The 26003-nt window shown below is 68.6% G+C and carries 21 protein-coding genes; 12 read left to right on the top strand and 9 right to left on the bottom strand.

Going from position 1 to position 26003, the window contains the following annotated elements; all coding sequences use genetic code 11:
- Positions 1–4: 4 nt before the first annotated feature.
- The 3 genes from ACX80I_RS10305 to ACX80I_RS10295 all read left to right on the top strand — a co-directional run bounded on the left by ACX80I_RS10305 (position 5) and on the right by ACX80I_RS10295 (position 1952).
- Positions 5–421 carry a VOC family protein gene (locus ACX80I_RS10305; protein WP_459345018.1) on the top strand — a complete coding sequence of 139 codons (417 nt, stop codon included), beginning with the start codon at positions 5–7 and terminating at the stop codon, positions 419–421.
- A 176-nt stretch (positions 422–597) separates the two neighbouring features.
- Positions 598–1452: a DUF222 domain-containing protein gene (locus tag ACX80I_RS10300; RefSeq protein WP_459345017.1), complete on the top strand. Its 855-nt coding sequence runs from the start codon at positions 598–600 to the stop codon at positions 1450–1452.
- Positions 1449–1952 (top strand): HNH endonuclease, encoded by a 504-nt coding sequence (locus tag ACX80I_RS10295; RefSeq protein WP_459345016.1) that lies wholly within the window; start codon positions 1449–1451, stop codon positions 1950–1952. Before ACX80I_RS10300 ends, ACX80I_RS10295 begins: the two co-directional genes overlap by 4 nt.
- A gap of 138 nt (positions 1953–2090) precedes the next feature.
- On the opposite strand, the gene ACX80I_RS10290 is transcribed toward ACX80I_RS10295, so the two are convergent.
- The 4 genes from ACX80I_RS10290 to ACX80I_RS10275 are packed head-to-tail and all read right to left on the bottom strand — an operon-like array spanning position 2091 to position 5645.
- A complete protein-coding gene (locus ACX80I_RS10290) occupies positions 2091–2486 on the bottom strand; it encodes a universal stress protein (protein WP_459345015.1) in 396 nt (131 codons plus the stop codon).
- A complete protein-coding gene (locus ACX80I_RS10285) occupies positions 2483–4099 on the bottom strand; it encodes a tripartite tricarboxylate transporter permease (protein ID WP_459345014.1) in 1617 nt (538 codons plus the stop codon). Before ACX80I_RS10285 ends, ACX80I_RS10290 begins: the two co-directional genes overlap by 4 nt.
- A complete protein-coding gene (locus ACX80I_RS10280) occupies positions 4092–4634 on the bottom strand; it encodes a tripartite tricarboxylate transporter TctB family protein (RefSeq protein ID WP_459345013.1) in 543 nt (180 codons plus the stop codon). Before ACX80I_RS10280 ends, ACX80I_RS10285 begins: the two co-directional genes overlap by 8 nt.
- Before the next feature lie 3 nt (positions 4635–4637).
- Complete coding sequence (locus ACX80I_RS10275) at positions 4638–5645, bottom strand: Bug family tripartite tricarboxylate transporter substrate binding protein (RefSeq protein ID WP_459345012.1); 1008 nt, start codon at positions 5643–5645, stop codon at positions 4638–4640.
- 191 nt (positions 5646–5836) lie between these two features.
- On the opposite strand from ACX80I_RS10275, the gene ACX80I_RS10270 reads away from it, so the two are divergent.
- The 7 genes from ACX80I_RS10270 to ACX80I_RS10240 all read left to right on the top strand — a co-directional run bounded on the left by ACX80I_RS10270 (position 5837) and on the right by ACX80I_RS10240 (position 17406).
- Complete coding sequence (locus ACX80I_RS10270) at positions 5837–7426, top strand: ATP-binding protein (RefSeq protein ID WP_459345011.1); 1590 nt, start codon at positions 5837–5839, stop codon at positions 7424–7426.
- A 28-nt stretch (positions 7427–7454) separates the two neighbouring features.
- A complete protein-coding gene (locus ACX80I_RS10265) occupies positions 7455–8213 on the top strand; it encodes a response regulator (RefSeq protein ID WP_459345010.1) in 759 nt (252 codons plus the stop codon).
- A gap of 36 nt (positions 8214–8249) precedes the next feature.
- Positions 8250–8936 (top strand): NADPH-dependent F420 reductase, encoded by a 687-nt coding sequence (locus ACX80I_RS10260; protein ID WP_459345009.1) that lies wholly within the window; start codon positions 8250–8252, stop codon positions 8934–8936.
- 250 nt (positions 8937–9186) lie between these two features.
- Positions 9187–11256: a glycosyltransferase gene (locus tag ACX80I_RS10255; RefSeq protein WP_459345008.1), complete on the top strand. Its 2070-nt coding sequence runs from the start codon at positions 9187–9189 to the stop codon at positions 11254–11256.
- Positions 11253–13832, top strand: coding sequence for an OpgC domain-containing protein (gene opgC, locus ACX80I_RS10250; RefSeq protein WP_459345007.1), 2580 nt, complete (start codon positions 11253–11255; stop codon positions 13830–13832). Before ACX80I_RS10255 ends, opgC begins: the two co-directional genes overlap by 4 nt.
- Positions 13833–14128: 296 nt before the next feature.
- Positions 14129–14929, top strand: a complete 801-nt coding sequence (locus ACX80I_RS10245; protein WP_459345161.1) for an HAD family hydrolase — start codon at positions 14129–14131, stop codon at positions 14927–14929.
- Positions 14926–17406, top strand: a complete 2481-nt coding sequence (locus ACX80I_RS10240; RefSeq protein WP_459345006.1) for a glycoside hydrolase family 65 protein — start codon at positions 14926–14928, stop codon at positions 17404–17406. Before ACX80I_RS10245 ends, ACX80I_RS10240 begins: the two co-directional genes overlap by 4 nt.
- 193 nt (positions 17407–17599) lie before the next feature.
- On the opposite strand, the gene ACX80I_RS10235 is transcribed toward ACX80I_RS10240, so the two are convergent.
- Positions 17600–18268, bottom strand: a complete 669-nt coding sequence (locus ACX80I_RS10235; protein WP_459345005.1) for a DnaJ family domain-containing protein — start codon at positions 18266–18268, stop codon at positions 17600–17602.
- A gap of 321 nt (positions 18269–18589) precedes the next feature.
- Entirely contained in the window at positions 18590–20248 is a 1659-nt protein-coding gene (locus ACX80I_RS10230) for a glycoside hydrolase family 13 protein (protein WP_459345160.1), read from the bottom strand.
- A 231-nt stretch (positions 20249–20479) separates the two neighbouring features.
- On the opposite strand from ACX80I_RS10230, the gene ACX80I_RS10225 reads away from it, so the two are divergent.
- Complete coding sequence (locus tag ACX80I_RS10225) at positions 20480–21619, top strand: ROK family protein (protein WP_459345004.1); 1140 nt, start codon at positions 20480–20482, stop codon at positions 21617–21619.
- Between the two features lie 36 nt (positions 21620–21655).
- Here ACX80I_RS10225 and ACX80I_RS10220 read toward each other — a convergent pair whose 3' ends face one another.
- From ACX80I_RS10220 to ACX80I_RS10210, 3 genes are read right to left on the bottom strand one after another with little or no spacing between them, the layout of a single operon-like run.
- A complete protein-coding gene (locus ACX80I_RS10220; protein WP_459345003.1) occupies positions 21656–22492 on the bottom strand; it encodes a carbohydrate ABC transporter permease in 837 nt (278 codons plus the stop codon).
- Positions 22486–23448 (bottom strand): carbohydrate ABC transporter permease, encoded by a 963-nt coding sequence (locus ACX80I_RS10215; RefSeq protein ID WP_459345002.1) that lies wholly within the window; start codon positions 23446–23448, stop codon positions 22486–22488. The genes ACX80I_RS10220 and ACX80I_RS10215 overlap by 7 nt, the downstream gene beginning before the upstream one ends.
- Positions 23417–24733 (bottom strand): ABC transporter substrate-binding protein, encoded by a 1317-nt coding sequence (locus tag ACX80I_RS10210; protein ID WP_459345001.1) that lies wholly within the window; start codon positions 24731–24733, stop codon positions 23417–23419. Before ACX80I_RS10210 ends, ACX80I_RS10215 begins: the two co-directional genes overlap by 32 nt.
- Before the next feature lie 271 nt (positions 24734–25004).
- Between ACX80I_RS10210 and ACX80I_RS10205 the strand changes: the two genes are divergently transcribed.
- Entirely contained in the window at positions 25005–26000 is a 996-nt protein-coding gene (locus ACX80I_RS10205) for an SIS domain-containing protein (protein ID WP_459345000.1), read from the top strand.
- Positions 26001–26003 lie beyond the last annotated feature (3 nt).

The following is a 26003-nucleotide window of genomic DNA, read 5'->3' as shown; positions in this document are numbered from 1 at the left end:
GGCCATGACGATCCCCATCAAGGCCTACGCCCACGTCCGACTGACGGTCACCGACATCGACGCCTCCCGTGCGTTCTACGACGCGCTGTTCGGCCTGCCGGTCGCCTTCGAGGTGCCGGAAGGGGCTGACGAGGCCACCCGTGAGCAGCTTGGCTTCCTGTACGACGGCGTCATCTACCAGCTCGGAGACAGCCTGCTCGGCCTCCGTCCCGTGGCCGACGACACCTTCAGCGAGGACCGCGTGGGCCTCGACCACCTCTCCTTCAGCGTCGACGGCCGGCAGGTACTCGACGACGCCGCAGCCCTACTGGACGGCAAGGGCATCGGACATGGCGGCGTGAAGGACATCGGCGCCGGGTACATCCTGGAGTTCCGGGATCCGGACAACATCGCGCTCGAACTCTTCGCGGCGAAGGGCTAGCCGCCGGTCCCGAGGCGCCGCGAGCGTTCCCTGGGAAAGCTTCAGTGCCGGGGTAGCCAGCACCACTGACCGCGCGGTGCTGGCCTTGCAGAGACGGCAGTTTGCTTCCGTTGGCGGGTACTCGGAATGGCGCGTTTCTGCCCTTATTCTGTCGGTGGCGCGCGAGATGATGAGTCATGGAAGCGGTAGCGCAGCTGACGGATGAGCTTGATGAAGCTCTTGCCGAGCTCGCCTCCCTCGAGGCGGAGAAGGCGCGATTGCAGGCGTGCGTCGTCGTGGCCGTGGAGCGGGTCCGATCCCTCATCGATCGCAGGGCCAGTGCACGTTCCCTGCAGCCGGTGCGGAGCCGCGGCAACCTGGGTGACACGCTGGCCGCGGCCGAAGTGGCCTGCCTCCTCCGCACGTCAGAGCGAAGCGCCTTCCTGCTGGTCCAGCAGGCCCGGGTGCTCTGCACCTACCATCCCGCCACCCTCGCGGCCCTGCGCGACGGCAGCATCTCCTGGAGCCACGCCACAACCCTGATCCACGAATACTCCGGAGTGCCTGCCGCGACTGCCCTGGCCGCGGAAGCCGCCTTGCTGCCTGTTGCGATCCGCACGACGACGACGAAGCTGGCCTACCAGGCGCAACGCCTCCGGACCCAGTACCACCCGGACAGCATCGACCAGCGTGCCCGGTCTGCCGAGGCACGGCGCCGGGTGGAGCTGGAACCGGACGACGACGCCATGGCCTGGCTCAGCGTCTACCTGCCCGTTACCTCGGCAGCCGCGATCGACGCCCATCTGACCGGCGCAGCCCGGCAGTTGCAGGGGCCCGCCGAGCGCCGCACTCTGGCTCAGTTGCGCACCGACATCCTCGTCGACCTTCTGCTCCCCGTTCCTGTATCTAACCCCCGGTTGGTGCAGCCCGGTCCGGATGCAGAACTCCGGGAGCATTCGGGGGTCACCGTGCCCGTGTCCCCCGGGCATCCGGTGAGGAACACCCGCATGGCGAGGATGCTGGCTGGAGTACCCGCGGCGTCGAGCCCTTGACCGCGACCCCTCTCCCTGACGGCCTGCGGGCGCACATCAACGTCACCGTCCCGGTCCTGTCACTGCTCGGCGTCGATGATGCACCCGCCCAGTTGGAGAGCTACGGGCCGATCCCGGCCGAACTCGCCAGGCGCATCGCAGCTCATGCCCCCTCCTTCACGAGGCTCCTGACGCACCCGGAAACCGGCGCCGTCCTCAGCGTCGGCCGCACCTCCTACGCCGTGCCCTCCGACCTCAAGAACTGGCTGCGCGTCCGTGACCGTACATGTCGACACCCTGGCTGCAACATCCCCGCCTCGCGCAGCGAGTTCGATCACACCACGCCGTGGGCGCGCGGAGGCGGGACGAACCACGACAACCTGGCACACCTGTGCCGCAGGCACCACATGTTCAAGAGTGAAGGGCTGTGGCACTACGAACAGGCACGCCCCGGATTGCTCACCGCGACGTCCATCGCGGGCCGGACGTACACCGCCCCAGCGGACGACCCGCCGTTCTAGCAACGGATCAATCGATGGAAGCGGCGCCTGATATGGCGCGATGCCTGCGCGACGGCAACGTAAGACCGCCACGCAGAACGACGGCGGGCCCCCCTTCCGGAGGGCCCGCCGTCGTGTTGTCTGCAGTGCAGGGAACCGTCAGGGCAGCTTGACCGCCAGGACGTTGCAGCGGGCGGACAGCAGGATGTTCTGCGCCGTCGAGCCCATGATCAGCTTGCCCACCGGCGTGCGGTGCCGCAGGCCGATCACGATCAGGTCGGCGTCCAGTTCCTCCGCCGTGTCCACGACCTCCTCGGCCGCGGTCGCCTCCGAGATGCTGTGCCGCACGGAGTAGCGTACGCCGGTGGCGTCGAGCATCTGCTCGAGCTTCGAGACATCCGCCGAGTCCGCGTAGGCCGGGTTGACCAGCCGGTCGGCACGCGTGGTGTTGATGACCACCAGTTCCGCGTTCCGCCGTCGGGCCTCCTCCACTGCTTCGGTGACAGCGGCGTCGCCCAGGGCGTTGGGCACGTAGCCCACGACGATGGTGCTCATCGGTCGGTGTCCTCTCGGGTAGGTGCGGTCGCGGCGGGTGCCACAGCGGCCTCGGGTGCTGCCACGGACCCGCGGACGACCTCGGGTGCGTCGGCGTTCTCCGCGACCATCGCCTCGAACTGGCGCTGGCGGCGCTTGAGCAGGAAGGACAGCGCGAAGATGATGATCAGCGCGACGTAGATGGTCGCAGCGACCGGCGACTGCACGAGGGCCACGGGATCGCCCTGCGAGATCGCGAGCGACCTGCGGAGCTGGCTCTCGAAGATGGGACCGAGGATCAGGCCCACCACCATCGGGGCGATCGGGTACCCGAAGCGCCGCATGAAGAACCCGAGGATGCCGACGACCAGCAGGATGATCACGTCGATCGGCGTGAAGTTCACCGAGAAGGCGCCCAGCACGGCGAACACCAGGATGCCCGCGTACAGGTACGGCCGGGGGATCTGGAGGATCTTGACCCAGATGCCCACGAGCGGCAGGTTCAGCACGAGCAGCATCAGGTTGCCCACGTAGAGGCTGGCGATGAGCGCCCAGACGAGCGAGCTGTTGGATTCGAAGAGCTGGGGTCCGACGGGGATCTGGTACCGCTGGAAGGCCACGAGCATCATGGCGGCCGTCGCCGTCGTCGGGATGCCCAGCGTCAGCAGGGGCACCAGGACACCGGCGGCGGCGGCGTTGTTCGCGGCTTCCGGGCCGGCCACGCCTTCGATGGCGCCCTTGCCGAACTGCTTCTTGTTCTCGCCCTTCGCGAGCTTGCGCTCGGACGCGTAGGACAGGAAGGTCGCGACGTCGGCACCACCGGCGGGGATGGTACCCACCGGGAAGCCGATCAGGGTGCCGCGCAGCCACGGCTTCCAGGAACGGCGGAGGTCGTCCTTGCGGAGCCAGCTCGTCCAGCCACCGGTCACCGGGATTACCTTGATGGGTCCGTGCCGGAGGCGGGATGCGACGTACAGTGCCTCGCCGACGGCGAAGAGACCCACCGCCACGAGGACGACGTCGATCCCGTCCGCCAGGAAGGGGCTGCCGAACGTGTACCGCTGCTGGGCGGTGAGCGAGTCGAAGCCGACCAGCGCGATGAACAGGCCGAGGCCCAGCGAGGCGAGGCCGCGCAGCACGGACGAGCCGAGGAGCGCGCCGACCGTCAGGAAGGCCACGACCATCAGGGCCACGTACTCGACGGGACCGATCTGCACCGCGAACGCCGCGACATAGGGGGCGAGGAAGCTGAGCAGGACCGTGGCGATGGTGCCTGCGACGAAGGATCCGACAGCTGCCGTCGCCAGCGCTGCCGCTCCCCTGCCGGCCTTGGCCATCTTGTTGCCCTCGAGCGCCGTGACGATGGAGGACGATTCTCCGGGGGTGTTGAGCAGGATCGAGGTGGTCGACCCGCCGTACATGCCGCCGTAGTAGATGCCGGCGAAGACGATGATCGCGGCCGTCGGCTCGAGACTGTACGTGATGGGCATGAGCAGCGCGACGGTCATGGCCGGGCCGATGCCCGGCAGGACGCCGACCGCGGTTCCGACGAGCACGCCGCCGAGTGCGAACAGGAGGTACATGGGCTGCATCGCCGTGGCGAAGCCCTGCATCAGCATGAGGAAGTTATCCACCGAAGACACCGAACCCTTCGAGGAAGCCGGGGGGCAGAGAGACACCGAGGAGCCCGCCGAAGACGAATTGCAGCACCAGCGCCAACAGGATCGCGGTGATGAGGTTACGCCACCACGGGCGGGCGCCGAGCGACCAGGCTGCTCCGAAGAACAGGATCGCGGCGGCGACGGGCCACCCGAGGGGAACGATCAGGAACGCGTGCAGCAGGACCAGCCCGGCGAGCTTGCCGACCGTCAGCCAGTCGGTGCTCGCCTCGAGGTCCACGTCCTCGCCCTCGTCGGCCGAGCCGCGGTGGCCCCGCAGGACCTGCAGCACCAGGCCGGCGCCGACGACGACGAGCAGGCCCGACACGGCGAACGGGAAGGCCCGCGGCCCGATGTCGCTGGCCGACGGCGGGGTCTGGATCCCGGCGCCGGACACGAACCCGAGCACACCCAGGCTGACGATGATCAGCGCGAAGACTAGCTCGCCGACCGGCAGGCCGGGAGCGGCCGCGGTGCCGCTCCCGGGTGCGTTCTGTACTGAGCTACTCATCGGCTACAGCAGTCCGATGTCGGTGAGGGTGGTCTTGACGCTGGCGATGTCCTCGTCGAGGAAGCTCTGGAACTCCTCGCCGGCCAGGAATGCGTCCGACCAGTTGTTCTCCTCGAGGGTCGCCTTCCAGGTGTCCGTCTCGTGGAGGTCGGTGACGAGCTCGGTGAGCTTCTCGGCCTGCGCCTCGTCGATGCTGCCGGGGGCGACGACGCCGCGCCAGTTGGTCAGCACGAGGTCGATACCCTCCTCGGTGAGGGTCGGGGTGTCGGGCAGCTGCGGGGCCGCCTCCTCGCCGGAGACCGCGAGGGCCCGCAGCTTGCCGGACTCGACCTGCTCCGCGTACTCGCCGACGCCGGAGATGCCCGCGTTGACCTTGTTGCCCAGGAGGGCCGCCAGTGACTCGCCGCCACCCGAGTAGGGGATGTAGTTGAGGTTGTCGGGCGCGATGCCGGCTTCCTTGAGGATGGAGCCGGCGAGGATGTGGTCGGCGCCGCCGGCGGAACCGCCGGTGATGGAGACGCCCTGGCCCTTCGCCTCGATGTCGGACAGCAGGTCGTCGATGGTCTGGTACGGCGAGTCGGCGGGGACCACGACCACGAGGGGCTCCTCGGTCAGGCGGGCGATCGGCGTCGTGTCCTCGATGCGGTTGGCCGCGTTGTTGGTCTCGACGGCGCCGACCATCACGTACCCCATGACCATCAGGGTGTTGGGATCGGTCTCGGTGGCGAGCTTCGCCAGGCCGTTGGTGCCGCCGGCTCCGCCGACGTTGACCACGGAGGCGCTGCCCACGAGCTCGTTCTCCTTCAGGTCGGACTCGATGGCGCGGCCGGTCTGGTCCCAGCCTCCACCGGGATCGGCGGGGACCACGATGTTGAGCTTCTCGATGGTGCCTTCCGCGTCATCGGCGGTGGTGCTCTGCGTCATCGAGCTGCAGGCCGAGAGGGCGAGGGCCGAGACGAGGGCGAGGGTTGTGAGGGTCGAACGGCGCGCCGTTGTGCGATCGATCGTCATGATGTTCTCTTCCTTGAGATGTGTTGTGAGGTGTGATGCGGGTCACCACTGCTGTCTTCAGGGTAGGAAGGCCCCGATCCGCCGGTAAAGCATGCGGTCGTAGTGCTCGTATTGGTCTTTGTGGTCACAGGATCCCTGGCGCCCACATGTGACGCGACACGCCGTGTCACACTAAGAGGATGATCCGGACGATGTCGCTTCGATCGCAGCTGTTCCTGCTGCAACTGGCCATCGTGCTCGTCATCGTCGCCGTGGCCGGTTCCACCGCCGTCACCATGCAGCGCCTGCAGATCCGGGAGCAGTACGAGGACCGCATGGTCGGTGTGGCCCAGTCGGTGGCGCAGCTGCCGTCGGTGGTCGAGGCTTTCGACCAGGCCGACCCCAGCGCCACCATCCAGCCCATCGCCGACCTCATCCGCCAGTCCACGGGCGTGACCTACGTCGTGGTCACGGACCGCGAGGGCATCCGCTACTCCCACCCGAATCCGGAGCTCATCGGCGAGCGGGTCTCGACCGACCCGTCGATCCCGCTCTCGGGCGAGACCTTCGTGGGCACGCAGACCGGAACCCTTGGCAAATCCTGGCGCGTGAAGGTGCCGATCTACGGCACCGACGGCGGCATCATCGGCACCGCGTCGGTGGGCACCCTCGAATCGGAACTCGACGCGGACCTCTACGAGGACCTCCCCCGCCTGCTGGCCTGGCTGATCGTGGCGGCGCTCGTCGGATCCGCAGGGGCCATCTGGATCTCCCGGCTCGTGTGGCGGCGCATCTACCGCCTCGAGCCCGAGCAGATCGCCTCGCTCCTCGAGACCCGCGACGCCATGATCCACGGCATCAGCGAGGGCATGGTCGCCGTCGATGCGAACAACCGCATCGCGCTCCTCAACGACGAGGCGAAGAGGCTGCTGGAGCTCGACGACGCCGCCACGGGTCGGCTCGTGGACGACGTCATGGAGCCGGCCCTCGCACGTCTCCTGACCGATCCCGCCGACACGGACGAGACCGTGCTGTCCGGCGAGCGCGTGCTCCTCGCCCGGACCTCCGATGCCCTGGTGGACGGCACGCGCGTGGGCCGCGTCATGATCCTCCGCGACCGCACGGAGCTCTACCAGCTGCTCACGGACCTCGACGGTGAACGCGACGTCACCCAGGCGCTGCGGGCCCAGGCGCACGAGTTCGCGAACCGTATGCACACCATCTCCGGACTGCTCGAGCTGGGCCGCACCGAGCAGGCCGTCGACTTCATCTCCCGTTCGGGACACGGAGGCTCGCTCGTCTCGGGGTCCATCGCCCCCGGCATCCAGGATCCCGACGCCGCCAGCCTGCTCATGACCAAGAGCACCATCGCCGCCGAGAAGGGCATCACCCTGTCCATCGACGACACCTCGGTGCTCGAGCCGGACGGGACCACCGACGTCGTCACCGTCCTCGGTATCCTCATCGACAACGCGATCGAAGCGGTGACGGGCATCGGGCGCCCCGACGGGCAGGTCGCCGTCCACCTCGACTCCGCCGAGGACGCCACCCGCATCACCGTCTCCGACAACGGTCCCGGCGTCGCCGCCGAGGACGTCGACGGCATCTTCTCGTCCGGCTACTCCACCAAGGACGGCGGCCATCCCGGCACGCGTGGTTTCGGGCTGGCGCTCGTGGACCGCATCGCGCGCCGCCGCTCGGGCCAGGTGGTCGTCGACGACTCCGAGCTCGGCGGTGCCGAGTTCACGGTCTGGCTCGCGCCGTCGCTCATCGACGCTCCCCGCCCCCTGCAGGTGCCATGAGCGACGCGACATCCCGAGGAACCGTCCCGTGAATCCTGCCGCTCCTCCGCCGATCCCGACCCTGGTCGTGGACGACGATCACCAGGTCGCCGGCATCCATACCGGCTTCCTGCTCGCCCATGGTGCCTTCGACGTCGTCGGAGCCGCCCACACCGGCGCGCGGGCGCTCGAACTCGCGGACGAGCTCCGGCCGAGGCTCGTCCTGCTGGACATCCACCTCCCGGACATGACGGGCATCGAGGTGCTCCGCGCACTGCGGAACCGCCCGGGCGAGCCGTTCGACGTCATCGCCATCACCGCAGCACGCGAACTCGACACCGTGCGTGCGGCGGTGGCGGGCGGGGTGCTGCACTACCTCGTGAAGCCGTTCAACGCCGCGGTGTTGAACCAGCGGCTCGACTCCTACGTGGCGTACCGGCGGAACCTCGACTCGCACGCGGCCGACGGTTCCGCATCCCTCGACCAGGGCAGGATCGATGAACTGCTGCGGACGACGGCGGGGGCCGGGGCCGTCAGCACCGATGCGTCGCCCGGCGCAGCGACCATCGCGACACCCAAGGGCCTGTCAGCCCCCACGCTCGACGCCGTGATGCTCGACCTCCGGAGCCACGGCCGTGGCACCTCGGCGTCGGACGTCGCCGACCGCCTCGGGATGGCACGCGTCAGCGCCCGGCGGTACCTCGAGTTCCTGGTCTCGCGGGGGCAGGCGCGCATCGTCCCTCAGTACGGGTCTGCGGGACGCCCGGAGAAGTTCTACGTGTGGACGGACGAAGCCCGGCGGGCCTGAGGAATAACCGCCGCGAACGGGGCGGTTGTGCTGGGCATGATGAACAACACAGCAGGCCGGCCAGGCGCGTCGCGCAGCACCATCGGTTTCATCGGCAGCGGCCATATCGGCTCGCAGCTCGCACGCCTCGCCGTTGCGAACGGCTACCACGTCATTCTGAGCAACTCCCGCGGTCCGGAGACGCTGCAGGACCTGATCGGCGAGCTGGGCGACTCCGCGCGCGCCGGGTCCGTCGAGGACGCCGCAAGGGAGGGTGACGTCGTCGTCGTCACCATCCCGCTGAAGGACATCGGCTCGGTTCCCGTGGAGCCGCTCGCCGGCAAGCTCGTCATGGACACCTGCAACTACTACCCTCAACGCGACGGGCAGATCGCCGAGCTCGACGACGAGAGTACGACGACGAGCGAACTCCTGCAGCGCCACCTCCCGGGTTCCTCGGTGGTGAAGGTCTTCAACAACATCCTCGCCGCCCAGCTGACCACCGACGGGACTCCCGCCGGCACACCGAACCGCCGTGCGCTGGCCATCGCCGGTGACGATGCGGACGCCAAGCAGGCCGTGGTGGGGTTCCTCGACGAGTTCGGCTTCGACGCCGTGGACGCGGGACCGCTCGCCGAGGGCTGGCGCTTCCAGCGGGACACTCCGGCCTACGTCGCAGCGCACGACGCCGACGGCGTGCGCGAGGCTCTCGGGCAGGCCAGGCGTTACGCCGACAGAGCCTGACCTGCCCCGCCCGGCCATTCGTCGGGCTTCCCCGCCTGCGCACCTGCCGCTGCCCGGCGATAGCACGGGAACGGCCGGCTCCGCCGCAGCCGGTGTCGCCGAACGGCTGGTACCCGGGACCGGGTACCTTTGTTCAAGTGTTCCATGGCCCTTCAGGGGCCGGTGAGCGTCTCAGTGCTGCCATCCCGGCGCACACAAGTCACCGAAGCGGCGCCTCGCGCACGCCGAGCAGGAAGTGGAGTGCTGGAGCATGCAGCCGTCACCGAACGATTCTTTCCAGAGCGATCAGGAAACCGCCGACCAGAATGCCACATCGGGCGGCCGGACCCTGCTTATCCGGGCGATCGTCCTCGTCACGGCAGTCCTGGGGCTCAACTACATCGTCTGGCGGTGGCTGTTCTCGATCAACTGGGACGCCTGGTGGATCGCCATCCCGCTGGTGCTCGCCGAGACGTACTCGCTCATCGATTCCCTCCTGTTCGGCTTCACGGTATGGAAGCTGAAGAAGCGCGTGCCGCCGAAGGCTCCCGAGGGCCTCACCGTCGACGTCTTCATCACCACCTACAACGAGCCGCTGGATCTGGTCCTCACCACGGCCCGTGCCGCGAAGGCCATCAGCTACCCGCACAAGACGTGGATCCTCGACGACGGCAACCGGGCGGAGGTGCGCGAGGCCGCCGAGGCCGAGGGCATCGGCTGGATCACCCGGTCCGCCGACTGGAAGGACATGCCGCGCCACGCGAAGGCGGGCAACCTCAACAACGCACTGGCCTCCACGGACGGCGAGTTCCTGCTCATCCTCGACGCCGACCAGATCCCCGATCCGCTGATCCTGGACAGGACCCTCGGCTACTTCACCAACGAGAAGATGGCGCTGGTCCAGACTCCGCAGTGGTTCATCAACGTGCCGGACTCCGATCCGCTGGGCAGCCAGGCACCGCTGTTCTACGGGCCGATCCAGCAGGGCAAGGACGGCTGGAACGCAGCCTTTTTCTGCGGGTCGAACGCGCTCATCCGCCGCGAGGCCCTCATGCAGCTCGGCGTCACGCGGTATGTCACGGAGATCGAGCTCGCGCTCTACAAGGCGCTAAAGACCTCGGACAAGGTACTCGCCAGGGCCAAGAAGAACCTCGGCCCGGGCAACGACCGCGTGCGGGACGCCCTGGACCTCGTCGCCAAGGACCTCCGCAGGGTCCGGCGCCGGCTGCAGAAGGGCCACGGCATCTCCGAGGTCACCTACGAGTTCCAGCAGCGCGTCGCCACCGTGACCCGGGACCTCGTCGCCGCCGACATCGCCGCGTTCCGCGCCGACCTCTCCTCGCTCGAGGACCTGGACATCGACGGCCTGGAGGCGAACCTCCAGGATGCGTCGGTCAGCACCCCCGGCCTGGCCGTCGTCGACGACGCCGCGCTGGACCAGCTCGCGCAGCGTGCCTGGTCGCCCCTCGCGGCGATCGACACCGTCCGTGTCCTGATCGACTCGGTCAACGCCGACCGCACCGGGGAGGCCCAGGCCGTCATGCCGATGGCCACCATCTCCGTCACCGAGGACATGGCCACCTGCATGCGCCTCCACGGACTCGGCTGGGAATCGGCCTACCACCACGAGAAACTGGCCGACGGCCTCGCCCCCGAGGACCTGAACTCCATGCTCACGCAGCGCCTCCGCTGGGCGCAGGGCACCGCGCAGGTGATGTTCCGTGAGAACCCGTTCGCCCAGAAGGGGCTCTCCTTCGCGCAGCGCCTCATGTACGCGTCGACCATGTGGAGCTACCTCTCCGGGTTCGCGGCCGTCGTCTACATCGGCGCGCCCATCATCTACCTGATCTTCGGGATCCTCCCGGTCAACTCGATCAGCACGGAGTTCTTCGTCCGGCTGATCCCGTTCCTGCTGGTCAACCAGCTGCTCTTCGCCGTCGTCGGCAAGGGCGTCAAGACCTGGCGCGGCCAGCAGTACTCGCTGGCGCTGTTCCCCGTCTGGATCCGGTCGATCACCTCCGCGTTCGGCAACGTCTACCTCGGCCGGAGCCTCGACTTCGCGGTGACGCCGAAAACGCTGCAGCAGGACGCCCAGCTGCGGTGGGACCTCGTGAAGCCGCAGCTGTGGGCCATGGGCCTGCTCGTGGCGGCCGTGATCATCGGGATCATCCGGATGGCCGTGGGCCAGGCCGACCTCCTCGGGACGTCGGTGAACATCGTCTGGGTGATCTTCGACCTCGTCATCTTCAGCGTCATCATCGAAGCCGTCCGCTACCGCGGGTACGAGCACTACCAGTCCGACATCGCGGCAGCGAAGGCACAGCGGGAATCCGCCCGATGACCGCGGCCACGTCGCGGACGCACGCCTGGCTGGCCGCCTGGGTCCTGGTGGCGTCGATGGTCGGCCTCCTCGCCGGCGCAGTCCCCGCGCAGGCGGCCGGTCTGCCGGCGACCACCACCACCTCCGACCAGCCCCCCGTCGAGGACCCGACCGCCCTGTCCGATGGCCGCTATTTCGGTCCCGAACTCGACTGGTCCTCCGACAACGCCCGCGCCTACGCGGACCGGACGGGGATCACGCCGTCGTTCTTCAGCCGTCCGATCCCCTACCCGCTCGACGAGGCCGCCGAGCGCGACCTCTTCGACCTCGCACGGCAGGAGGCGCCGCTGGGGTCCCTCGCCATGGTCACCCTCGAGCCCACGAAGCCGCTGGACGAGCTGACCGACGACGACGCCGGGCACCTCGCCGAGACGCTCGCCCGCGTCAGCGACGAGTTCCGCACCGGATTTTTCCTCCGCTTCGCGCCCGAGATGAACGGCACCTGGTTCGGGTGGGGGCAGCAGCCCGAGGAGTACGTCGGCGCGTTTCGGACCGTCGCGGACGCCGTACACGCCGGGGCCCCCGGCGTGGCTCTGGTCTGGTCGCCGTCGTACGCGGCCGGCTACCCGTTCACCGAGGCGTACGGCGCGGTGGAGGGTCGTCAGTCCGGGGCCGTGACGCGCCTGGACACGAACGGCAACGGCCTGATCGACACCGGTGACGACCCCTACGAGCCCTATTACCCCGGCGACGACGCCGTGGACTGGGTGGGCCTGACGATGTACCACTACGGCAGCTACGAGCAGAGGCCCACGAGGAACGCGGACGGGACACGGGAGTACTCCGGCGCGATCAGCACGTCCGTGCTGCCCGAGCCGGACAAGTTCGCCGACCAGCTCGCGGGCTCCTACGGTGCGGCTCCCCGCGCACCGCGCATCGACTTCGCAAAGCAGTACGCAGCGGGGAAGGGCAAGCGGTTCCTCGTGCAGACGGCCGCGCTGTACGACCCGGAGGACGCCGACAGCGCACCCGAAGCGGACATCAAGCGTGCCTGGCTCGACCAGCTGTTCGACCCGGCGATCACCGAGGAGTACCCGGAGATCGGGATGGTGGCCTGGCTCGAGGCGGAGCGCCCGGAACCCGAGGCCCAGGGCCACACGGTGGACTGGAGGCTCGGCGCGGACGACGCGACGAAAGCGGTACTGACGGATACTCTCGACGCGGTGCCGGACGTCCGGCTCGGGCCCGTGACGGAGGTCGTCCCCCAGGAGGACGCCAACGCATCGACGAAGCAGGTGTGGCAGGCGGCCGCCCCGGTCAGCGCCGTGATGGGTTATCTGGTCGCGTGCATCGTCGGGCTCTTCGCCCTGATCCTCCTGGCCGGACTCGCCCGGCGCGTGGTCCCGCAGTGGCGGTATCCGGACGAGCAGGCTCCCCGCGACGGCCGCATCGACCTGCTGCGCGGCTGGATCATCACCTCCGTGGTCGTCACCCACATCGAGGTCGCCGGTCCGTGGTCCTTCATCTCACGCAACCTCATCGGGACCATCACGGGCGCCGAGCTGTTCGTGATGCTGTCCGGCGTCGTGCTCGGCATGGTGCACCCTCTGGCCGTTCAGCGCCGCGGAGCCGGAGAGGCGGCAAAGGGAACCACCCGGCGGGCGGTGAAGCTCTACCTCACGTCCCTGGCCGTGGTCCTCACCGTCTACCTGCTGTCGCTGGTGCCCTTTCTCGACGCATCCGTCCTCACCACCTTCACGGACCGCGGGACCGGCGCGGCAGGCATCGGCGCCACCGGCCGCGTGTACGACCTCTACCCCAATGTCCAGCGGCTGTTCGACTACCCGCCGCCCGGATACGCGGTGCGGGACCTGCTGCTCCTCAACATGGGACCGTGGGCCTTCAACATCATGGGCCTCTACGTGGTGCTGACGCTGACGGTCCCGCTGCTCGTCCTGCTGCTGAGGAAGAAGCTGTGGTGGCTTCTCCTCGCCATCAGCTGGGCGCTCTACGCCCTCGACGCGGTCTTCTCCCTGCGGGTCTTCGACTCACAGTTCCAGGACGTCTTCCCGCTGCTCACCTGGCAACTGATCTTCGTCCACGGCGTCACGATCGGCTACCACCGCCGGGCGATCATCAACGCGCTCAGCACTCCCCGGGGGAAGATCCTCCTCGGCGTGGGCACCGGCGCGTATGCGCTCGTCCTGGGAGGGCTCTGGCTGAACTCCACCCTGGGACTCGGCCTGCCCTTCATCCCGGCCGGCTTCTACGAGACCCTGTACGAATCCGCGTATGTGCGGGTGTTCCTGCAGCCCGGCCGGCTCCTGAACCTGGCCTTCTTCATCGTCGCCGCGCACGTGATCCTCACGTCGTTCTGGAAGCCCATCAACAGGTTGGCCGGCTGGCTGTACATCCCGCTGGGGCGCGCGAGCCTGTACGTCTTCGTCGTCCACGTGTACTTCGTGCTGGCGGTCGCGAACATCCCCGGGCTCGACCGCGCGAGCGCCTGGCAGGGACTCGTCATCCACGCCGTCGTGACCCTGGTCATCTGGGTCCTGGTCAAGCGGAGGGTGCTGTTCGGAATCATCCCGAACTGACCCTGATCCCCGGGTCGCGAGCGCAACCATTCCGTCCGGATCGATCGAGCTCGTCGTGGGCCCCGCAACGGCGGTTTTGGCGGTAGACTTTAACAAATCCCGCAGCAGCACTGCAGGATCTGGGCCGACTAGGCCCGCCCGTCCCAGTTCTGGTCTCGCCGTTGACGACCCCGTCCGGCCAGCTTCCTCGGACACGTTCTCCCGGTGCAGGATCAGTGCTGATCAACGCCGCCGCTGTCGATCCGCACCGTGATGTCCATTCACGGCTCCCGCCACCCCTGAAGGCGATCAGCACCATGACCTTCCTCCCCGCCCACGCGCGCCTGTCGTCCCTGAGCGCGCTCCTCTTCGACCTCGACGGCGTCCTTACGCCGACCGCCGAGGTGCACATGCACGCCTGGGCCCGGCTGTTCACCGCCTACCTCGAGGCGCGGGGGATCGAGCAGCCCTACACCGATGCGGACTACTTCACCTTCATCGACGGCCGCCCCCGCTACGACGGCGTGCGCGCATTCCTCGCCTCCCGCGGCATCACGTTACCCGAGGGCCTGCCCGAGGATCCGCCCGAGCTCGACACCGTCTGCGGACTCGGCAACCGCAAGAACGAGGCGTTCAACGAGACCCTCCAGGCGGAGGGGGTCGCGCCCTATGAGGGGTCCCTCGCGTTCCTCGATGCAGCCATCGCCGCCGGTGTCCAGGTCGCCGTCGTCACCAGTTCCCGCAACGGCGTCCCTGTCCTGGCAGCCGCCGGGTTGGGCGGTCGCTTCGAAGTCGTCGTGGACGGCGTCCTCGCGGCCGCCCGCGGCATCGCGGGCAAACCCGCTCCCGACACCTACCTCTACGCCGCCGAGCTGCTCGGCCTCCCCGCCTCGGCATGCGCGGTGGTCGAGGATGCTCACTCCGGGGTCGCTGCCGGCCGCGCGGGCGCCTTCGGTCTCGTGATCGGGGTCGACCGGGGCGTCGGTGCCGACAGCCTCCTCGCCCATGGCGCCGACACCGTCGTCGACGACCTCGCCGAACTCATCCCCTCACTCCCTGCCCGGCCGGCCGTCGCCGATCCGGGCGCGCACCTCGTACCCCAGGACATCCCTTCATGAACCTCATCTCCTCCGATCCGCTGGAGCGCAACCACTTCCTCGTGGACGAGTGGGCGCTCGTCGAGACGTCGTTCGACGTCTCCCTCCAGGGCCGCACCGAAACCCTCTTCTCCGTCGGCAACGGCTACCTGGGCCTGCGCGGCAACCTGGATGAAGGCAGGGACGGGTACCACTACGGCACCTTCATCAACGGCTTCCACGAGACATGGCCCATCCAGCACGCGGAGGAGGCCTTCGGCTTCGCCCGCGTGGGGCAGACGATCGTCAACGTCCCCGACGCGAGGATCATCCGCCTGTACGTCGACGACGAACCGTTCGTCTTGACGGAGGCGGAGATCCTCCGGTACTCGCGGCGCCTCGACTTCGCCGACGGCGTCCTGGTGCGGGAGCTCGAGTGGCGCACCCCCTCGGGCAAGCGTGTCCTCGTCCGGACGCGCCGCATGGTCTCGTTCACGGATCGCCATTTGGCGACCGTCGACTACGAGGTGGAGATGCTCGACGGCGAAGCATCCATCCTCATCTCGAGTCAGATCCTCAACCGCCAGGACGGCATCGACGAGGATCAGGTGCTCCCTGCAGCCGACAGCACGGCGTTCGACCCGCGCAAGGCGGACTCCTTCAAGGAGCGGGTACTCCAGCCGCGCCTCAAGCGCGTCGACGGATCGCGCTACCTGCTCGGCTACCGCACCACCAATTCCTCGATGACCATCGCGTGCGGCGTCGAGCACAACCTGGTCACGGACAACGAGTGGGATCAGCGGTCCCATCTCGAGGACGACCTCGCCAAGCACGTCTACCGGGTGAAGGCGAAGCCCGGCCGGCCCATCCGGCTCGTCAAGACCATCACCTACCACACCTCCCGCGGCGTGCCCGTGCGCGAGCTCGCCGACCGCTGCGGCCGCACGCTCGACCGCGCCCGGGAAGTCCCCGTCGAGGAGCAGTACCGGAAGCAACGGGAATGGCTGGCCGACTTCTGGTCACGCTCCGACGTCGAGGTGGAAGGGCAGCCCGCCATCCAGCAGGCCGTGCGCTGGAACATCTTCCAGCTCGCCCAGTCCACGGCCCGCACCGACGGCGGCGGCATCGCGGCGAAGGGCGTCTCCGGCTCCGGGTACGGAGGCCATTACTTCTGGGACACCGAGGTCTACGTCCTTCCGTTCCTCAGCTACACCGCTCCCCTCGTCGCACGGAACGCCCTGCGCTTCCGCCAGTCCATGCTGGAACCGGCCCGCTCGCGCGCGGTCGAACTCAACCAGCGTGGGGCGCTGTTCCCCTGGCGCACGATCAACGGGCAGGAGTCCTCGGCCTACTACGCCGCGAGCACCGCCCAGTACCACATCGACGCCGACATCTCCCATGCGCTCATGCAGTACGTCGCCGCGACAGGCGACGAGGACTTCCTCATCCGCGGAGCCATCGACATCCTCGTCGAGACGGCGCGGATGTGGGCGGACCTCGGTTTCTGGCGCAGCAACGGTGATGACAACTTCCACATCCACGGGGTCACGGGTCCCGACGAGTACACGACCGTCGTCAACGACAACCTGTATACGAACGTCATGGCGCGCGCCAACCTCAAGTCGGCGACGCGCGCGGTCGAGTCGCTCCGCGCGGACGACCCGGTCGCCTATCAGCGGATGGTCTCGCGCCTGAACCTCTCCGAGGACGAGATCTACGAGTGGGCGCTCGCCGCCGAAAAGATGTACATCCCGTTCGACGAGCGGGCAGGCATCCATCCCCAGGACGCCGCCTTCCTGGAGAAGGAACTGTGGGACCTCGAGAACACCCCCGCGAGCAAGCGACCCCTGCTGCTGCACTACCACCCGCTGGTGATCTACCGCTTCCAGGTCCTCAAGCAGGCCGACGTCGTCCTTGCCCTCCTCCTGCAGGGCAATGAGTTCACCCCGGAGCAGAAGCGCGCCGACTTCGAGTACTACGAAGCCCTGACGACGGGGGACTCGACCCTCTCCGCGGTGGTCCAGTCGATCATCGCGGCCGAGGTCGGGTACCAGGACCTGGCGATGAAGTACTTCCTGTCCGCCCTGTTCGTGGACCTCGCCGATCTCCACCGCAACACCTCGGACGGCATCCACGTCGCATCGACCGGCGGCGTGTGGAGCGCCCTCACCTACGGGTTCGGCGGCATGCGTGACCACGGGGGCCGCATCACCTTCGATCCGCGCCTGCCCGAGGGCTGGACCCGCATGACGTTCCGGGTGACACTGCAGGGTACGCGGGTGCGTGCCGACGTGACCCAGCATGCGATGATCCTGACGGTCGAAGCAGGCCGGAGTGCGACGGTCTCCGTCCGCGGTGAGCGCGTGCATGTGGGTGCGGACCATCCCGTCATGGTCCCGCTCGACCACCAGGGCGCACGCCTGACCGGCACTCCGAGCACACGTGACATCGAAGGGACCCGCCGGGCGGACGGCACCCTGGTGACGGCGTCGATCCCCACCATCTCGGTGGGCTCGTAGCAGGACACCTCGGTAGGCTCGTAGCAGCACACCTCGGTGGGCTCGTAGCAGGACACGAGGCCGTGGCTGTCCCGCTGCGGGTGCGCTGACGCTGCTACCTGCGCCACAGGTCCGGGCATCCGGCGCGGGTCCCGAACCCGGGGTACACGCGCCACGGGTCTGGGCACCCGCGCCGCAAACACCACCCAGCAACTCAGGTGCCGCCGCGCCAGATGCGCCGCCAGAAGGAGACCTTCGGCGGTTCGGGCGGCGCGGCGGCCTCCGCCGCACGCCGGGCAGCAGCCCGGCGCTCACGCCACCGCTCCACCTCCGCGTCAACATCGCGCAGCTTGGTGATGACCGGGGGGCCGCCGAGGAGCTGGCGCCTCGCGTCGATCACGCGGTAGTTGAAGTCCTCGAGGACCTCCCGCACCTGCTTCTCGGTGTACTGGCGGTCGAGGCGGTCGTCGAGCTCCGCGTCCTCCGTCCGCAGCAGGATGGCCCGCGGGCCGAGTCCGGTGATGTTCTCGCGCTGGATCAGGCCCTTGACCCACCAGTCGGGGTCATGGCTCTCCCCCAGTCCCGGGATGGGCTTGCCCGCGAGCGCGAGGTTGTCGAAGTCGCCGCGCGCCACGGCCCGGTCCACGATCAGCCGCGCGCGTTTGACCTCGTCCTCACCCTCACGCAGCGGGGCCATCTCGCCGGAGGCGGAGTCGCCGTCATCGTTCTGCCGTTCCAGCTCGGCCATCGCGTCACCGGCGTCCCCCCGCGCAGCGCGGACCTGGGCCGCCTTCCGCAGCCGCTCCTCGTGCTCCTGGGACCTGCTGATGTCGCTGCCCTCCGGGTCGATCGTGCCGGTCTTTCCAGTATTCCGACGTCCCACCGGCCCTCGCAACCGATTCTCCCGCGGATGAACGGGCTCGCGTTTCGGCGTCGTGCGCACCGCGGCGCTACCTCTGCCACAGGTCCGCACACCCGGCGCGGCGGCCCGGATCCGAGGTACACGCGCCACGGGTCGGGACATCCGCACCGCGAACACCACCGACGACGCCCGTGGGCCACCAACGAACCCCGGGCACCTGCACCGCAGGTCCGCGTATCCGGCGGGGCGGCCCAGAGCCGAGGTACACGCGTCACGGCTCTGGTCACTCGCGCCGCGAGCACCCAGAGCCGGAAGGAGACCCACCGGAACGGTGTTGACGCGCTATGCGATCCAGGCCGTCGTGTCCGCCGGGAGCCTGCCGTCCACCAGCGGCGAGCTGCTCAGCAGCACCGTGCCCGCGGGCAGGTCAGCGGGCTCCGAACCGAAGTTGGTGACGCAGTGCCAGCCGCCCGGGCGCGTGAAGTGCAGGATCTCGGGTGACGGCTCCTCGATCCACTCGAAGTCTTCCTCCCCCTGCAGTTCGCGGCGCAGCTGGAGCGCCCGGCGGTAGAAGCTGAGGGTGGAATCGGGATCGCCCTCCTGCACCTCGACGGCGTACTCGCCGAACCATTCGGGCTGCGGCAGGTGCGCGCCGCCGAAGCCGAAGCCGAAGGACTCCCCGTCCCGGGTCCAGGGCAGCGGCACACGGCAGCCGTCACGGCCCACGTCCACCCCGGTGTTGCGGAAGAACGTGGGGTCCTGGCGGTCCTCGTCGGCGATGTCGGCGACCTCGTGCAGGCCGAGCTCCTCCCCCTGGTACAGGTAGGCGGAGCCCGGCAGCGCGAGCATGAGCTGCGTGACGGCGCGGGCGCGGCGTTCCCCCAGCTCGCGGTCCAGCTGGGGTTCGGTGCCGCCGCTCAGCAGCCAGGCCGAGCCGTCCTGGCTGTCCGTGCCGCCCTGGCCGGGCTTGCTCACACTGTCCGGCCCGGCGGGCGGCAGGCCGTAGCGCGTGGCATGCCGGACGACGTCGTGGTTGGAGAAGACCCAGGTCGACGAGGCACCGGAGGTCTTCGCCTCGACGAGGTTCTTGGTGATCGTGTCGCGGAACTGGTGGGGATCCCAATCCGCCTTCAGCAGGTCGAAGTTGAACGCCTGGCCGAGTCCCTCGGGACTGGCGTAGCGGGCGCGGCGGTCGGCATGCACCCAGGCCTCGGCGACGGCGGTGCGCGGCGGTGTGTACTCGTTGAACACCGTGCGCCACTCGGCGAAGACCTCGTGCACCTCGTCCCGATCCCAGAAGGGGTGCTTCCCGTTGTGGTTCCCGCCCTCGGGGCCGAGGTCCGCCTTGGACGGCAGCGGCTCGCTCATGTCCTTGGTCAGGGCGTGCGCCACGTCCACGCGGAAGCCGTCGACGCCGCGGTCGGACCAGAAGCGCAGCGTCGCCGGGAAGTCGTCACGGACCTCGCGGTTGTCCCAGTTCAGGTCGGGCTGCTCCCGGGCGAAGATGTGCATGTACCACTGGCCGTCCTCGACCCGCTCCCACGCCGGTCCGCCGAACACGGAGTCCCAGTCCGACGGCGGCTCGTCGCCCTCGGGTCCCTTGCCGTCGCGGAAGATGTAGCGGTTGCGGGCCGCGGATCCCTTCGGCGATGCCAGCGCCTCCTGGAACCAGGCGTGCCGGTTGGAGGTGTGGTTCGGCACGATGTCGGCGATGAGCTTGATGCCGGCCCGGTGCAGGGCGGCGACCATCTCGTCGAAGTCCTCGAGGGTGCCGAGCTTGGGATCGACATCGCGGTAGTCGTCGACGTCGTACCCGCCGTCCGCGAGCGCGGAGGGATAGAAGGGGCTCAGCCAGACGGCGTCGACACCGAGGGAGGTGAGGTACGGGATCCGGGAGGTGATGCCCTTGAGGTCACCGATGCCGTCGCCGTTCGAGTCGGCGAAGCTGCGCGGATAGACCTGGTAGACGGTCGCCTGGCGCCACCAGTCCGGGTCCTGCATGCGCTCGGCGAGCGCCTCGGCGGACAGCTCCGTAGCGGCATCGACGGCGGATTCAACGTCGGGATTAACGGTGGATGTCACGGGTGTCGTCCCTCTGTGGTGTGGAAGTGTGGGCACTGGGGTTCCCGGCGCGGCCCCTGAACGAATCGGCCGGTTACGCACCCAGGCTTTATTTTTACGATAGAAATAAGAGGCGTGTCAATGGACGGGAAAGCCGAAGGAGGACTTGCGATGGAGGCGGTCCGGTCGCTAGCCCTGCACAGCCCCGCCCGCGCCCTGGCGCGGGAAGTCCTCGTCCGCGGCCCCATCTCCCGTGCCGATCTCGCTGCCCGCCTGGGTCTGTCGATCGCGAGCCTGACACGCCTGAGCAAGCCGCTCCTGGACGCCGGTGTGCTGCGCGAATCGGAGGAGCACGTCGCCGCACCGATCGGCCGGCCGACGCGTCCGCTGGAGATCAGCCCGGACGCGCACCGATTCGTCGGCATCAAGCTCACCGGCCACAGCGCGGCGGCCGTGGCGACGAACCTCAAGTCCGACGTCGTGGACACGAGCGAGCGCGTCCTGCCCGGCCAGGACGTGGACGACGTCGTGGGCACGATCGTCGAGGCCATCACCGACCTCGGCCCCCTCGACGCCTTCAGCGGCGTGGGCATCAGCATCGGCGGCAAGGTCGGCTCCGGTGCCCGGGTGGTACGCGCCCCCTTCCTCGGCTGGCGCGATGTACCCCTCGCCGACCTCCTGCACCAGAGGACCGGTCTGCCGGTCGTGGTCGAGAACGACGTCGTCGCCCTCACCATCGCCGAGCAGTGGTTCGGCGCCGGGCGTGGCGAGAAGAACTTCGCCGTCCTGACGATCGGTGTCGGCGTCGGGTACGGCCTCGTCATCAACGACTCCGTCATCGCGCCGCCGGACGCCGGGCTGGGCCTCGTTGGCCACTACCCGCTGGAGGCCTCGGGGCCGGAATGCCCCGACGGCCACGAAGGCTGCGCCTCCGCAGTCCTGACCATTCCGGCCATCTGTTCGCGGTTCACCGCGGCGACGGGCGAGCAACGGCCCTACGGGGAGGTCCTCCGCCTCGCAGCGGAGGGACACCCCGCTGCGAGCAGGATCGTCGAGGCGGCCGGCTGGAGCCTCGGCCTGCTGGTGTCCGCCGTCGCGAACCTGACGATGGTGGACCTCGTCATCCTGTCGGGCGAGGGCATGGATCTCGCGGAGGTCGCCGCCACTCCCCTGCAGGATTCGGTCGCCTACCACCGGGACCCGGAGGCGGCGCCCCTCCGGTTGAGGCGGCAGCCCACGGACTTCGCGCAGTGGGCCCGCGGCGCCGCCGCCGTCGCCATCCAGCGCACCATCCTCGGCACCCTCCGCTGAGGCATCCCACCGACGGCGGCGCGGCGCAGGCCGGCGCTACTTCCCGACGCCGTCGGCGAGCCCCCGCACGAAGTACTTCTGCGTGAGGAAGAAGAGCAGGATGACCGGTACGGCGGCGATCGTCATGCCGGCGAAGACCACGGGGTATTCGGTCCCGTGCTTGCTCATCAGGTTCGTCAGCCCGATGGGCAGTGTCTGCAGGTCGCCGCCGCTCGTGAAGACCATGGCGAACAGGTACTCGTTCCAGGTGAACAGGATGTTCAGGATGACGCTGGAGACGAGGATCGGCTTGCACATGGGCAGGATGATGCTCCAGAACGCCCTCGCCTTGCCGGCTCCGTCCACGGCCGCCGCCTCGTCGATCTCGAGCGGAAGATCGACCATGTAGGCGCGGATCAGGAACGTGGTGAAGGGGATGCGGAACGCCACGTAGAGGATCAGCAGGGCCCAGAACGTGTTGTAGAGCCCGAGCGCCTGGAACATCTTGACGAGCGGGATCAGCGCGACGGCGGGGGCGAGCATGAGGCCACCGAGGATCAGGGCCAGCACGGTGCGGCTGAAGGGGATCTGCATCCGGGTGAGCCCGTACGCGGCCCACGCGCTGATGAAGACCGTGGCGATGGTCGATGTGACGGTGACCAGGATGCTCGTCACCAGGTAGCTGCTGACGCCGCGGTTCCACGCCTTCACGTAGTTGTCCCAGCTGAGCTGGAGCGGCAGCGCGAAGGGGTTCCCGAAGAGTTCGGTGTTGGTCTTGAATCCGTTCAGCACCATCCACAGCAAGGGATAGATCACGACGACGGCGAGGGCCAGCAGGAACGACGCCACGAAGGTTCGCGCGACGACGCCCAGAAGGCTTGTCCGGGTTACCATTCCACTCTCCTCTTTCGCGTGATGGCCAGTTGCAGGAGCGCGACGCCCAGTGTCAGGAGGAAGATGACCGTGGCGATGGCGGCTGCATAGCCGAAGTCGTTGCGGCCGAAGCCCATCCGGTAGAGCCAGCTGACCAGGACCTGGCTCGAGTTGTTGGGGCCTCCGCTGGTCATCACCATGACCTCGTTGAACACCTGGAAAGCGCCCGAGAGCGTCACGATGATCATCAGGCCCGTCATCTCGCGGGTGAGCGGGACCGTGACCTGGAGGAACCTGCGGACCGGGCCGATGCCGTCGAGCGAGGCGGCATCGTAGAGGTCCTGGGGGATGCGCTGGATGGCGATCGCGAAGAGCAGCGTGGAGTAGCCGAAGCCCTGCCACTGGCTCATGGCGATCACGGCCCAGATGGCCGTGCCCTCCTGCCCCAGCCAGGCCTGCGTCAGGAAGTCGAGCCCGACGCCCCGCAGGGCCGCATTCAGGATGCCGAGTTCCGGCTCGTAGATGAAGTAGAACAGCAGTCCCGCGACCGTCAGGGAGATCGCGGACGGGACGAAGTAGATGGCCCGCAGCGCACGCCGCCACCGCTCGGACCGCAGGCCCTCCACCAGCGCGGCGAGGAGCAGCGCGCCGAAGACCTGGCAGACCAGCGAGACCGCGGCGTAGGCGGAGTTGTTCAGCAGGGCGTGCCAGAACACCGGATCGCCGACCAGCTTCTCGTAGTTGGCCAGCCCGACGAAGGAGGACCCGCCTCCATAGATGTCCCACTCCATGACGCTGTACTGCAGGTTCTGGAGCAGGGGGAGGTAGACGAACACTCCCAGGATCAGGAGTGCCGGAGCAACCCACGCCCAGCCCCGCGTCCTGCGGCGCCGCCGCACCGCCGCTTCCCCGGTCCGGGGAAGCAGGGGTGCGGCGGGTTCGGCCCTACTTGGCGCTGTCTGAAGCGGCGCGGACACTGCTCAGAACCTCTTCGGGAGTCTCGGATCCGGACACCAGCGCCTCGCCGCCGGCGAGCCAGGCGTCCGCGACGTCGGGCACCGTGACGGCGTCGAGCCACCCGAGCAGGTAGCTGGCCTCGTTGAGCTTCTCGACGCCCTCGACGACGGCGGGGCTCGCCGTCGACTCGGAGACGGCACCCACGATGGTGCTCGGCTGGCTGAAGGGCGCCCCGGCGAGCTTCTCCGCGTTGGCCTTGGTGGTCACGAACTTGAGGAAGTCGACGGCGAGCGCCTGGCGCGGGGACCGGGCGTTGACCATCATGCCCTCGGGGGATCCCTCCAGTGCGGCGGGGTCACCCTCGGCGCCCTCGGGCGCCGGCAGGGCGAAGATCCCGAAGTCGTCGGCGGTGATCTTCGAGGAGTCCGTGACCACCGAGTCGAACTCCAGGATCTCCTGGAAGTACATCGCCGCCTGGCCGGCCGACTGGGCCTGCTGGGCGGTCGAGTACAGCACGCCGTTGGAGTCCGATCCGGTGGCGGTGCAGTCCTGGACCACGGCCTGGAACTCCTCGAGCGACTTCGCGTAGCCCGGGTGGCCCCAGGTGGCGGTCGCGGGGACGAAGTCCTTCTCGAGGACGTCCTGCGGCACGTTGTAGGCGAAGAGCTGCTGGAGGAAGTGCAGTCCGGGCCAGCCGTCCTTGTTGCCGAAGGCCAGCGGCTCCACGCCCTGCGCCTCGAGCTTCGGGCAGGCGGCGATCAGTTCCTCGAACGTGGTGGGGACGGCGACACCGGCCGCGTCGAAGAGGGCCTTGTTGTAGCCCATGAACTTCCCGTTGTTGTACAGGGGGACGGCGTAGTACTTGCCGTCCTGGGCGAAGGCATCCAGCGATGCGGCCCCGAACGTGCCGCCCCACTCCGAGTCGGGGGACAGCACCGCGCTGAGATCCGTGGCCAGGCCGCCCTCGATGAACTTGTCGGCGTAGTCGCCGGTCCACGAGAAGTAGATGTCGGGCAGTGCCGAGGAGGCGACGAGGGTCTTCGTCTTGTCCTTGATGCTCTGGTCCGTCTCCTGGATGATCTCGAAGTCCACATCCGGGTGCAGGGACGTGTACTCGGCGGCGAGGTCCTCGAAGTAGGGGGACAGCGGTTCGCCGCCGAACTTCGTCAGGATCGAGAGGGTTCCCTCGTATTCGGGCGGAGCGGTGAGGTCTGCTGCCTCGACCTCGGCTCCCCCTCCGCAGGCCGTCAGGCTCACCAGTGCTGCGGCGGTGACCGCGCATACCCTCAGTCGGACGTTCTTCATGGCCGATCCTCCTTCATTGACCGGGACCTGCCCGGAAGCCTCCGCTGCGGATCGACGACTGCCCGGTGGGCCGCTCCGTCTCCGCGTGGTGCGGATCACAGTAGCGCAACATTGATACCGGTACCAGTAGGAGGGGCGATTATTTCCCGGCGTCGATTCAACGCCCCCGAGAATCAGAAGGAATGGTTGACGCTGCAGATTTTCCCGTGCAACGATGTGCCGGTGATACCGGTATCAGTCCGGTCACCTCGCCTCTTCCGAAGGGATCATCATGCTGAAGTTCGATGAGGACCAGTTCCTCACCCGCGCCCGGAGCTTCCTGGGCCTCCAGCCGCGCATAGAAGAAATCGTCGCCGGCCTCTCCGACGTCGACGCCGTCTTCCTCATCGGGTCGGGAGGAACCTACGCCGCGATGTGGCCCTACGAGCACCTCCTGCGCCGCAACACCAGGATCCCGGTCCGCTCCGCCATCGCGGCGGAACTGGTCCTCTCGGGCGATGCCCTGCTCAACGAGCGGGCGGTCGCCGTCTTCGCCTCGGCCTCGGGCACCACCGAGGATGTCATCCAGGCCATCGAGTACTGCCGCGCCCGCGGTGTCCGCACCGTCGGATTCACCGGGATCGCCGACAGCCCGATCGCACAGGCCGTCGACTACGCACTCATCACCGAGCCCGACGCCTGGCCGTTCGACCTGGGTCTGCTGCTCTTCACCACGCGGTTCCTGTCCGAACGCGGCGAGTTCGCCGGCTACGACAAGCTCGTCGACCAGCTGCCGGCCGTCCCGGCGGCCCTCGTCGAGGTGGCCCGCCAGGCGGAGCCCCTGGCCGAGGCATTCGCGGCCCGCCACAAGGACACCGACTACCACTTCGTCGTGGGCAGCGGCAACCTCTGGGGCCACGCCTACCTGTACTCCATGTGCATCCTCGAGGAGATGCAGTGGCTGCGCACCACCCGGGTGCACGGTGCGGAGTTCTTCCACGGTTCCCTCGAGCTGATCGAGCCCGACACCAGCGTCCTGCTCCTCGTCGGCGAGGACGAGACCCGCCCCCTGATGGAGCGCGTCGTGAGGTTCTCGGAGAAGTACTCGCAGGCGACCACCGTCCTCGATACCGCGGACTACGCGCTGGAGGGGGTCGACGACGAATTCCGCGGCCTGCTCGGCCCGCTGGTGATGGACACGATCACCAGCCGGATCAGCAAGCACCTCGAGAAGCAGCGCGACCACTCGCTCGACCTGCGCCGGTACTACCGGGTCGTCGAGTACTGAGCC

The sequence above is a fragment of the Arthrobacter rhamnosi genome (genome assembly GCF_054510855.1).
This window is presented reverse-complemented; position numbering and strand designations above follow the sequence as displayed.